This is a genomic window from Candidatus Micrarchaeia archaeon, from assembly GCA_041650355.1.
Lineage (GTDB): Archaea > Micrarchaeota > Micrarchaeia > Anstonellales > Bilamarchaeaceae > JAHJBR01.
In genome coordinates this window covers 1-10,597 of the sequence record JBAZLI010000028.1, presented here as the reverse complement: position 1 = coordinate 10,597, position 10,597 = coordinate 1, and the positions used below count along the sequence as shown (strand labels likewise).

11 protein-coding genes are annotated in these 10,597 nt (G+C 54.4%); 4 read left to right on the top strand and 7 right to left on the bottom strand.

From position 1 onward, the window contains the following. A partial coding sequence (locus WC488_02870) for a hypothetical protein (GenBank protein MFA5077344.1) occupies nt 1-2,469 on the top strand: 2,469 nt, incomplete at its 5' end. Nucleotides 2,470-2,552: 83 nt separating this feature from the next. Here the strand turns inward: WC488_02870 and WC488_02865 are convergent. Together WC488_02865 and ftsZ are read right to left on the bottom strand one after the other, a co-directional pair. Further along, nucleotides 2,553-2,699, bottom strand: coding sequence for a hypothetical protein (locus WC488_02865; GenBank protein ID MFA5077343.1), 147 nt, complete (start codon nt 2,697-2,699; stop codon nt 2,553-2,555). 170 nt (nt 2,700-2,869) lie between these two features. Beyond that, on the bottom strand, nt 2,870-3,952 hold the full coding sequence (ftsZ, locus tag WC488_02860) for a cell division protein FtsZ (GenBank protein ID MFA5077342.1): 1,083 nt from the start codon (nt 3,950-3,952) through the stop codon (nt 2,870-2,872). Nucleotides 3,953-4,283: 331 nt separating this feature from the next. On the opposite strand from ftsZ, the gene WC488_02855 reads away from it, so the two are divergent. Further along, nucleotides 4,284-4,499 (top strand): antitoxin VapB family protein, encoded by a 216-nt coding sequence (locus WC488_02855; GenBank protein MFA5077341.1) that lies wholly within the window; start codon nt 4,284-4,286, stop codon nt 4,497-4,499. A gap of 27 nt (nt 4,500-4,526) precedes the next feature. Next, nucleotides 4,527-4,901: a type II toxin-antitoxin system VapC family toxin gene (locus tag WC488_02850; GenBank protein ID MFA5077340.1), complete on the top strand. Its 375-nt coding sequence runs from the start codon at nt 4,527-4,529 to the stop codon at nt 4,899-4,901. 12 nt (nt 4,902-4,913) lie between these two features. Here WC488_02850 and WC488_02845 read toward each other — a convergent pair whose 3' ends face one another. Then, nucleotides 4,914-6,638 carry an ATP-dependent DNA ligase gene (locus WC488_02845; protein MFA5077339.1) on the bottom strand — a complete coding sequence of 575 codons (1,725 nt, stop codon included), beginning with the start codon at nt 6,636-6,638 and terminating at the stop codon, nt 4,914-4,916. A 50-nt stretch (nt 6,639-6,688) separates the two neighbouring features. Between WC488_02845 and WC488_02840 the strand changes: the two genes are divergently transcribed. Further along, the gene (locus WC488_02840; GenBank protein MFA5077338.1) at nt 6,689-7,072 is read left to right on the top strand and encodes a potassium channel family protein; all 384 of its coding nucleotides are present in this window, start codon (nt 6,689-6,691) and stop codon (nt 7,070-7,072) included. Here the strand turns inward: WC488_02840 and WC488_02835 are convergent. From WC488_02835 to WC488_02820, 4 genes are all read right to left on the bottom strand, one after another. Further along, the gene (locus WC488_02835; protein ID MFA5077337.1) at nt 7,065-7,457 is read right to left on the bottom strand and encodes a hypothetical protein; all 393 of its coding nucleotides are present in this window, start codon (nt 7,455-7,457) and stop codon (nt 7,065-7,067) included. The two genes, WC488_02840 and WC488_02835, sit on opposite strands and share 8 nt — an antisense overlap. Further along, complete coding sequence (gene eno, locus WC488_02830; GenBank protein MFA5077336.1) at nt 7,457-8,668, bottom strand: phosphopyruvate hydratase; 1,212 nt, start codon at nt 8,666-8,668, stop codon at nt 7,457-7,459. Before eno ends, WC488_02835 begins: the two co-directional genes overlap by 1 nt. Further along, nucleotides 8,565-10,361, bottom strand: coding sequence for an AMP phosphorylase (locus tag WC488_02825; GenBank protein MFA5077335.1), 1,797 nt, complete (start codon nt 10,359-10,361; stop codon nt 8,565-8,567). The genes eno and WC488_02825 overlap by 104 nt, the downstream gene beginning before the upstream one ends. Before the next feature lie 5 nt (nt 10,362-10,366). After that, nucleotides 10,367-10,597: ribose 1,5-bisphosphate isomerase (locus WC488_02820; protein MFA5077334.1), on the bottom strand; the 231-nt coding region annotated here is incomplete at its 5' end.

Genomic DNA, 10,597 nt, shown 5'->3' with positions numbered 1-10,597 from the left:
AAAAACCGGAAGCAGACCTACAAGTGCGAGTTGCGCAAGAAATACTCGTACAAAAGGAAATTCAGGATAAGGGAGAAGCGGCCGATAGACCTGATTTCAGAGGCAATCAAGGATTCTTTTCCGAAATCCGCAGGGATAACGCCAGTAAAGGCCCTCGTCGCGGTAATCCTCCTGGTGATTGCGTTCCTCGCGGTGAACTTCATCCTCTCCGCGTCTTTCCAGGCCCCGCCCGCGGCCGGCGGGAACGTCACTTATGTTTCGCCCGCGCTTAACACAACCCTGCTGGGCAGCGGCATTGCGAGCAGCGGAGGCCTGGTGAAGCGCATGAATTCCGCGTACTACGAGCTCGCGATATCCTCATCCGGCGCGGACGCGCTGAAAGTGCGCACCTCTACTTACAGCGGCCGGGTCCCGAACCAGGTCTTCATCCTCAACAGCAGGATGGAGCAGGCGACCACGTACCAGCAGTTCAAGTTCCTCCTAAAGAAACGGCTGGCGGAAAAGGGCCTGCCGCTCAACGAGATAAACCTGGCCCAGCTTGACACGCTTCCTTCAGGCTCCCTGCTGATAGTCCCCAGCGGCCTCATACCTGAGAAGATGACCGCGCCCGGGGGCGCCAACCTGCTCTCGCTCGTCCAGCGGGGCGTAGTGGTGCTCTACATAGGCCAGCAGTTCGACCAGAACGGGTTTTCCATTCCTGAGTCAGGCCCCAACAGGGGCGTGAGGCCGGACTTCGCATCCAAGCTCCCATTCATTTTCGAATCAGCCAACCTGAATCCAGGAACCCAGCTCAACCTCAAGTCCGGCATGTACAAGGTGCGTGCATCGAGCAACGAGGCGCTCCTCTACGGCGCGGTCAGCAAGATAGGGGCGCAGAGCGGCACCGGAGCCGTCATATTCGTGCCCCAGATGCTCGACCCGGGGTGGGAGAGCAAGCCCGACCTGGCGGCCCAGGACGTGGAAAAGATAATTGCTGAGATGCTGTGGACATCCCCGCAAGCATCCGTCGAGGCCGCGCCCCCTATTTCCAACGGCACCGCGCGTTCGTTCTTCCTGAGCACGCCTTTCGAAGGCCAGGAGAAAACCGTGGTTTCACGCGTGATTGCATCGAACAAGGAAGGCGGGGTTTCGGAACGGCTCATGATGCTCTATCTTGCATCCGAAGTCAAGGGAAGCCTCTATTACCGCGAAGACTACACCGCCGCGGTATCAGGAAAAGTTACTGAATCAGACACTATGATGGTTGGAACCCTGAACGAGACCAGCCAGCAGGAAAAAAGGCTTTTCATGTCCGTAACTGACGTCAACGGCACCCAAGTTGAACTGGACCCGCTTGCAGAAGGTTCGCAGAAGATTCCGCTTTCAGGCCCGCCCAGGCAGTTCCCGGCCAAACTCAGGCTCGACGAGGGGATATACCTCGCTTCCATAGTGGACGAATCAGGAACCCCGTACGCGAGAATGGCGCTTGAGGTCATAGGGATTAACCTGGTCAGCACGCAGTCCGATTTCGGAAAATCCATATTCAATTTTTCCGCGCTCTCGACCCAGGGGCAGTCGATAGTCGTGAAAAGGACAAAAGTCACCGTGGATGACAGGTTCACGTACTACTTCAGGGACACCGGCAGTTTCGGCATAAACATGAAGCCCGACCTCAGGGACGAGCAGCTCGCTCCGGGCAAGCACAAGTTCGTTTTCGAATTCGGCGAATACATGAAAGAAGTCCAGGTGGAGCGCTACGTGAGCACCCAGTTCTGGGAAAATCCTATATATTGGTTCATGGGCGCACTGGCCCTGCTGCTGGTGGGAGGATCGCCATACATCGCGCGCCTGCTCCAGAAAGAGGAGTTCGCGCTGGACATACCGGATTTCCCGCCGCTCTCGAGCATGAAAATACCTGTGAAGAAGGACACGATATTCGGCATCATGGCCAGGGTCAACGAGGATTACAGGTGGAAGAACACGCCGCTCACGCTCGAGGAGATAAAGAAGGGGTTCAAGAGGATAATCTACCAGGACAAGCCCATATTCATAAGCGATTACAACCTGGAGTACATACTCGAGACTCTCATATCTAAGGGGAGCGTGAAGTCCGCGCTAAATTACTACGGCCTGTCTTCCTGGGAGGAGGAGACCGGGCGCACCATAAAGCACCTCGCGATGCAGAGGAAGATAAGGGACATATGCATAAACGAGGCAATCCCATTCAGCAAGTCCGATGACAAGGTGCAGTGCGACATGTACCTCAAGGTCATAGGTCAGGACGTTTTCGTTTACCTGATGGATTCTGTGGAGGCGCGGGAGGAGAAGCTCGCGCTCGCGCTCAAAGCGATGCAGAAAGGCCTCGTGATTCTCCTGTTCGAAAATGCGGAGGAGAAGAAGGATTTCGAGGACACGATAAACTCGGCTTCCGAAGGAGGGGGTTTGGTGAAGCTCGAGATAATGTCGGGCTCCATAGTCCCGCTGGCATGAAGGAATTCGAGAAAATGCTCAAGGAAATGAAAAACATCTGATTTATTGTTGTCTGATTCGTTTTTCCAATCTGATGTTTCGAATCAGGCCAGCACCATCTGCCTCTGCGGCTGGATTGCGATGAAGCCTTTCTCCACCATCTCCAGCACGTCGTCCATGTCCAATTCATTCTCCTTTGCCATGTATCCCAGGGACACCAGCTTCCTTACTGTTTGCGTATTCATTTCCATGTTGGTCACCTGCTAGAATGGGGCATTGCTGCGCTTTAAAAAGAAAATGATGGGGTGCTTTCCAGTGGCTATGTAACTATAGTTACATAACAAACTCGTCACTCGAAATCAGAAATAGAATAGGAGCGTAGAAAAATAAGAAAGAGAAAATTAAAAAGAAAAATAAAAAATTATGCGAGGACCTCAAGGTCTCCCGCATAAAGGTGGCTCGCGCTCATTTCATCTTCGCTCTGGTAAGACGAGCCGCCGATGGAAGCGCCTTTCACGCCCGTGACAATGGCAACGATTTCGAGCTTGCCCTCATAGTTGGGCAGTATCCTCGCGCCCCACTTCACGTTCGCTTCCGCGTCCATCCTCTCGGTGATTATTTCGCCGGCCTTTATCGCGTCTCCGAGCGTAAGGTCGCTTCCGCCTGATATGTGGATGAGCGCGCCTTTCGCACCCTCGAATTCCACGTCAAGCAGCCTGTTCTTGACCACGCTTTCGGCAGCCGCGCGCACCTTGTCGGTTCCTTTTCCTTCGCCGACCGCGATGAACCCGACTCCTCCGCCCTGCATGATAGCCCTCACGTCCGCGAAGTCTATGTTAATCAGCGACGGCTGGGTAATGGTCCATACAAGCCCGCTTATCGCCCTCGAGAGAATCTCGTCCGCAACCGCGAACGCTTCCTGCATCGGGAGATTCGGGACCAATTGCACGAGCCTGTTGTTGTCCAGTATGATTACCGAGTCGCAGTATTTCTTGAGCGCTGCAATGCATTCATCAGCCCTCTTCTTCCTCGCCCTTTCGAGAGCGAACGGATAAGTGACCATCGCAACAACTATCGCGCCCTGCTCCTTCGCAATCTGCGCCACAATCGGGGTCGCTCCGCCGCCGGTTCCGCCGCCCATGCCCGCGCAAACGAATACGAGGTGCGCCCCGTCTATTTCCTTCTCTATGACCGCCCTGTCTATCTCAGCCGCTTTTGCAGCTATCTCAGGGTAGCCGCCAGCGCCCAATCCCTTGGTTATGCTCTTTCCGATGAGCACTTTCTTCGCCCTTTCGTGCATAACGTTAAGGTGCTGTTTGTCCGTGTTTATTGCCACAAGCTCAGTGCCTTTCACGCCGCTCTTTATGAGCCTGTTTATGGTGTTGTTTCCACCGCCGCCCACTCCGACCGTCACTATTTTAATCTGGTCCGAGCTGTCCGCATCCGTATTCGAGCTTGCGCTCGCGCTGCTTTCCCCTGTCACAGATCTTATTAAGTCATCCATTCTCAATCACCTGGTTCGCCTGTGTCGTTAGTCTTGAGTTTCATTTAAATAACTTGATTTTTACGTCGGATAACATTTCATAATTTGTTCAATCATCTACAACTCTATCCCTGTTCTCATAGATTAAACTTTTAAATGTATTTACTAAATGTCTTTAATCGGAGCGACCCGGCTCCATAAACACCAGATACTGCGACTAAGTAGGAGATGATATGGTAAAAGTAATCACCATCCGCGACGACGTTTATGCCCCATATCCCTTTCTTTTTGGGAAAAAGAAAGGTCTGAGGGTTTCACCCCAAAGAAAAACCGCAACCCATGAGGTTTTAACATGGTAAAAGTAATCACTATACGCGACGACGTTTATGCAGGGCTTTTCAGAGTGAAAAGGGACAAGCAGATGAGCTTTTCAGAGGCGATAGAATACCTCCTCAGCGTCGAGAACCAGGAGCGCAGAAAAAACACGAACATGTTCGTGCTCTCAGGTTCAGTAAGCAGGGAAGATGTGGATCGCAGGCTGCTGGACAGGATGCGGAGGGGATTCTAGATGCCCGGGCGCACCAGGTAGATTCACATGGCTGGAACCAAGATTTGTCTTTCATCCGACGTGGTTTTCGACTTTCTCACAGGGGACGAGAACACGAAGCAGAAGATAAAGATGTACTCAACCGAGGACATGTGCATAACCTCGCTCACTCTTTTCGAGCTGCGGTGCGCGGTGGAAAAGCAGGACGTGGTTTCAGAATTCCTCAATTACGTTTCAGTTATGGATTTGGATACGAGTGCTTCGGAGGCCGCGGCCCGCATAATAAAGGAGGATTTGCGCCACGGCAACACGCGCAGCACCAAGAGCACGCTCAACGCAGCCATGTGCATCGCCAACAACGTCTTGCTTTTCACAAAAGACCGCGCCAGCTTCGACGGAATACGCGGGCTCAAGCTCGTCTGAAAAAACGCGGAATTATTTTTTCCCCTTCATTACCTGGTACATCTCTATCACTTCCTGCGTGGTAGTGCCTTCCTTCGCGTCCTTGTCAGCCCTCATCCTCATCATGCGCGGAAACCTGAGCGCGTACCCCTTGTCCCTCCTCATTCCGCAGGTGTGCGTGGGGCTCAGCGTTATATCATCGAACGCAACCTCCACCACGTACTTGGGCTTCACCCAGAAATCCGGCTTTATTTTCCAATCCAAATCAACGGGCGGCTCAGGGGTTTTTATTTCCGAGAGCATTTCCTCCAGACTGCGCATCTCCCCCTCGCTGTAGCCCGAGCCTATCTTCGCAATCGTTTCCAGCTTTCCGCTCTCGGTGTTGTACACTGCTCCCAGCAGTCCGCCGAACTCGAATTCAGCCCTCTGCCCCCTCCCCAGATAATAGCCCACTATGACAACATCCGCAGTATCCACCGATTTCCCATAGCTTTTCTTGAGCTTTATCCACGCGAATTTCCTCGCTCCCGCAACATATGGCGCGTTCAAATCCTTAGCCATTATGCCTTCAAGCCCCTGCTCGAGCGAATGCGCAAACGCCTCTTCTATATCCCCGCTGCTCTTCGCAATCCTCTTTTCCGAAACCCTGAACAGTCCGCTCGGAAATATGTTTTCCAATGCCTCCCTGCGTTCGGAGTAGCTCCTCTGCGTATAATCATACCCGTCCAGATACAAAATGTCGAACGCGTAAACGTAAAGCGGGTATTCCCTCGCGCTTTCCCCGATTCCATACTTCCTCCTCCTATGCATCGTTTCCTGGAACGAGTAGAACCTGTTCTTCTTTTCGTTGAACGCGAGCGCTTCGCCTTCAAATATAATTTCCCCTGCCTTTATCGCGCGCACAGCCTCCACGACGTCCGGATACATGAACGTGATTTTTTCAAGCTTCCTCGAATATATCTCAACGCTCTTTCCTCTCTTGTGCACCTGCATCCTGAATCCGTCGAATTTGTTCTCAATTGCGCATTCGCCCAATTTCGCGAATATGTCCTCCGGGGTCGCCAGACGCTCGGCAAGCGCAGGCCGTATCGGCTTGAAAGGCTCTATGCGGAACTTCCCTATGCTTTCTGGATTATTGAGGAAGCTCCTTGCCACCATCCCCAAGTCAGAGCAAAGGTTGTACGCCCTTTCCAATCCCTCGCGAAGGCTTTTGTCCCCTGCCGCAGTGAATGAAAGCGCATCCAATATGGTTGCGTCCCCGACGCCAAGCCTCAGCTGCCCTGTAACGAACCGCACTATGAATTTGCCCTCCTGCGGGGTTGAATTGTTCAGCATTTCCGCGAGCAGCTTTACCTTCATGTCCTGGCTTCCGGCTCCAGCGGATTTGGAAATCCTGAGCATCGAGTCGTAAACGTAGGAAGCGCTCATCTCCCGGGCAGAAAGCGCCTGCTGTTTTTTCTTTGAAAGCAGAGCCTCTGCAACCAGCCCCAAATCCCCGAGCTTCCTGTAATCAGCGTCAACTTTTTTTACTGCATAGCCCGTAGCGCTTGAAATGGCCTGCACCGCGAACCTTTCCCCCATCCCCAAATCTATTCCCTCGTACGGCGGCGCGAGGATTCCCTGGATTAGGTAAGTGATTTTCCTAGCTTCCTCGGGCTCTGCATCGCCGTACATTTTTGCCAGCAGGTCCGTCATCTCCAGCCTGCCGCTCCTTTTTTCCACCTCTTCGAAAGCCGAGGCGAGCATGGAGAAAAGCATGTGCTGAATTCTCCAGAAAGCAATATATATGTTATTCGCATTTCTTCTCCATGAACGTTTTCAACGTTACCCGAGAGAGAATGAAGAAAAAGGGCGTTTCGCCGGACCGCGCCGACTTTTTCGCGCGCGAAAACCGCAAACGCCTCTATTTCGCGATTTCGCTCGCCACTATTTTCCTGACCCTGGGCTTCGTCGCATACCATTACGTGGAAGGCTGGGACTGGCTCACCTCGCTCTATTTCATGAGCGCCACAATGACCACCGTGGGCTACGGGGACGTCGTGCCTAAAACCACCCTCGGTCGTCTCATGACAGTGTTCTTCATGTGGGTCGGCATTTCAATAGGATTTTACACGCTCTATTCAATCTCGAAATTCCGCGAGGTGGAGATAGACGCGAGGATGAAGAAGCTGATAGGCGACAGCTCTAGGTGATGATGCCAGAGCCCTCTATCATCTTCCCCTTGTAAACCGAAACCAGCGACTTGATCAAAGCCACGAGCGTGAACGTGAACGCGAGCGCCAAAAGGAGCTGACTCTTACTCATCAGGTAAATCACGAAAATGAAGAGCGGGTACGCGAACTGCCTCCCTATGTTCTCCAGCATTTCCCCGTAGAACAAAACCAGCTTTTTCCCGTCCTCGTACCTTATCGCGTTCACTCCTGCAAGCTGGCCCAGCAGGACCAGGAACAGCCCGAAGCCCACAAGGCCGAACTCGCGCGCGGAAATGAAAGAGTACATGCCGAAAAACAGCACTATTTCTCCGAGCAGAGTGAGCAGGCCGTCAAGTATCTTGAGCATCCAGAGGCGCGCGGACATCAGAACACTCTCGCCATTACCGCATGCCGGTCCTCTTCTATTCTCAAAAGCTGGTTGTACTTCGCGGTCCGTTCCCCTCTCGCGGGCGCCCCGGCCTTTATCTGCCCTGCCCCTATCCCGACCGCGAAATCCGCTATGAAGCTGTCCTCGCTTTCCCCGGAGCGGTGGCTCACCACCACCCTGATGTTATTTTTCCTGCACATCTCCGCGACCTTCATGCTCTCGCTCACGGTGCCTATCTGGTTCAGTTTTAGCAGGAGTGCGTTCACCGCTTTCCTCTTCACCGCAACCCCTAGCCTCTCCGGGTTAGTTACCAGCAAATCGTCCCCTACTATCTGGACTTTCGCGCCCAACTTCGCAGTCATAGCCGCGAAAGAGCCGAAATCCTCCTCGTGGAACGGGTCCTCGACGCTTATTATCCTGTATTTCGGCACTATTTCAGCGTAATAGTCCATGAGCGCGCCGGAATCCAGCCTCCTCCCGTCTATGAAGTATTTTCCGCTCTTCGCGTCGTAAAAAGAGCTCGCGGCCGCGTCCAGCCCTATGCCAATTTCATTCCCGTACCCGGCTTCCTCGACCGCGGAGATTATCTCTTCAAGCGCGCATGCGCAGTCCTTCAGGTTCGGCGCAAATCCTCCCTCGTCCCCGACGTTCCTCGCGCCCGCCCCGTACTTCTTCTCAAGCCGCTTCCCGAGCACGTGGTACGTTTCCGAAGCCATCTCCATCGCGTTCCTGAAGCTCCTGGGCCATTTCGGTATTATCATGAATTCCTGGATTGCGAGCGAGTTCCCCGCATGCTTCCCCCCGTTCAGGATGTTCATCATGGGCACCGGGAGAATATTCCCCCCGAGGTGCTGGTACACCTGCTTCTTTTTCTCGCAGGCCGCGGCCTTCATCGCGGCCATGGAAACCGCAACCATCGCGTTCGCGCCCAGGTTGCTCTTGTTCCCGGTCCCGTCGAGCGCAATCATCTTCTTATCAATTTTCTGCTGCTCGGAAACCTCCATGCCAATGAGTTCAGGCGCAATTATCCCATTCACGTTCTGCACCGCGTTCAGCACCCCCTTGCCCAGGAAGCGCTTCCCTCCGTCGCGCAACTCATGCGCCTCATGCACCCCTGTGCTCGCGCCGCTCGGTGCTATCGCCCTTGCAAACGCCCCCTGAGTCTTCACTTCGGCCTCCACAGTGGGGTTTCCCCTGGAATCCAGCACTTCCCTTGCGAACACATCCGTTATCCTCATCGCGCCGCGAGCTGGATTCACCCTCAACCACGGTGTCGAGCAGCATTCTCTGCAGTTCCACGGGCTCGAGCGTCTCCAGCGCCTTTACCGCATAATCCAGCTTGGCCTCGCTTTCAGCGTAAATGGTGAACAGCGGGTTCCCGGGCTCCACCCTGTCCCCTTTGAGGTGATGCAGCCTGATCCCGGCTCCCTTGTCCCCCGGAGCCCCTGCAATCCTCGCAATCTTGGATATGGACTTGTTGTCTATATGGCTTATCTTGCCGCCGCGCTCGGCCTTCACCCCGTAAACGTACTGCCCTACCGGCATGTCCGAACTCTTCACCTTCGGGTCCCCGCCCTGCAGTTCAATGATCTCCTTCATCTTCGCGAGCGCCTTCCCGCTGTCCACGAAGTGCTCCGCGACCTCGTAACCCTTCCCTTTCTCCACCTTGCCCGAAAGCTCGATGAGCTTCCCGGCTATTATCAGGCTCTTGTGCCTCAAGTCCTCTGGCCCGGTCCCTTCGAGCACCTGGAGCACGTCGCAGCACTCCAGCCCGGGCCCTATCCCGTTCCCTATGGGCTCGCTCCCGTCGGTGATGAGCGCCTCCACGTTCATGTCCAGCATCCGCCCTATCTTCAGGAAGTCCTGCGCCAGCTCCTGGGCCTCGTTCATCGAGCCCACCTTGGTGCCCCTCCCGATGGGTATGTCTATCACAACGTTCCTCGCGCCCACGCTCTTTTTCTTCGCCAGTATGGAGGAAAGCAGAACCCCTCTCGGGTCCAGGCTGAGAGGATTCCTTATCTTTATCAGCTTGTCGTCTGCGCTCGCGAGGTTCAGCCCGCCGCCCCACACTATGGCCCCGTGGGCCTTGAGCACTATATCCCTCAATTCATCAATTTTGAAATCCACTTTCGCGAGCACTTCCATCGTGTCCGCGGTCCCGGCCGGGCTGGTTATCGCCCTGCTCGAGGTCTTCGGTATGTAAATTCCGGCCGCCGCAATTATGGGCACTACAATCATCGTGGTCCGATTCCCTGCGACTCCGCCTATGCAATGCTTGTCTGCCACCAGGTCCTTTCCCAGCTCCAGCTTCTCCCCGCTTGCGACTATATTCATGGTTAGCGCCACAATCTCGCTGTCGCTCAGCCCGTTCACGTACATCCCGGAGACCCAAGCGGCCAGATCCGCTTCGCTCAACTTGTTGTCCATCAGCTCGCGGATGATTGTCTCTATTTCGGCAGCGCTGAGCTCCTTCTTATCCAGCTTCTTCTTTATGTACTCCAGCGAAGCCGGCCTGTTGAGATGTATGATTTCCACTATATCCTCGTCCCCGATTTCGAGCGCGTCGCTCACGTCCCTGAATATCCCGACCTCGCCGGGCTTCACTACTTCGTCCCCTGAAACGTCAACAACAACCGCCATCTCCTTTCCCTTGAACTGGATGATTTCCCGGTATCCGGCGTAAATGTCATTCTGCTGGGCCTCGCGCTTGTTGAGCACCACGATCCTTTTTCCGGTGTAAATGTTGATTTTCCTAGCCTGCACGATGTACGGCTTCAGCCTCCACACATCCACTTTCTTCCTTTCCCTTTCAACATACACCTTCTCGCCGGGCTTGTGCATGGTCGTTCCATTCCCGTTCCTCTTTTTCCCGTTTCCAGGATTTCCAGATTTGGCAGCCATGCGTATCACCCGTCCACCCTGAGCCCGAGCTTCGCCATCGCTATGCCGAAAAGGGCCTGCGGAGGCACCACTCCCAGCTCGGTCACGTACCCGTTCACGTACCGCGCCGCCGTCGCGTCGAAGGCGGGATTCCTCACCTTTACTCTCTTCGGGGCGCCTTCCCAGACTTCCGAAGCCTCGCGCTCCTCTATGCGCTCCCTGTTCCCGAAAAGCGTGAGCGGGTCGTACTTGTAAAG

Coding starts and splice junctions, on each gene's coding strand:
- WC488_02865 (MFA5077343.1), bottom strand. CDS start 2,699: ATGGAAATGAATACGCAAACAGTAAGGAAGCTGGTGTCCCTGGGATAC.
- ftsZ (MFA5077342.1), bottom strand. CDS start 3,952: ATGGATGACTTAATAAGATCTGTGACAGGGGAAAGCAGCGCGAGCGCA.
- WC488_02855 (MFA5077341.1), top strand. CDS start 4,284: ATGGTAAAAGTAATCACTATACGCGACGACGTTTATGCAGGGCTTTTC.
- WC488_02850 (MFA5077340.1), top strand. CDS start 4,527: ATGGCTGGAACCAAGATTTGTCTTTCATCCGACGTGGTTTTCGACTTT.
- WC488_02845 (MFA5077339.1), bottom strand. CDS start 6,638: ATGCTTTTCTCCATGCTCGCCTCGGCTTTCGAAGAGGTGGAAAAAAGG.
- WC488_02840 (MFA5077338.1), top strand. CDS start 6,689: ATGAACGTTTTCAACGTTACCCGAGAGAGAATGAAGAAAAAGGGCGTT.
- WC488_02835 (MFA5077337.1), bottom strand. CDS start 7,457: ATGTCCGCGCGCCTCTGGATGCTCAAGATACTTGACGGCCTGCTCACT.
- WC488_02825 (MFA5077335.1), bottom strand. CDS start 10,361: ATGGCTGCCAAATCTGGAAATCCTGGAAACGGGAAAAAGAGGAACGGG.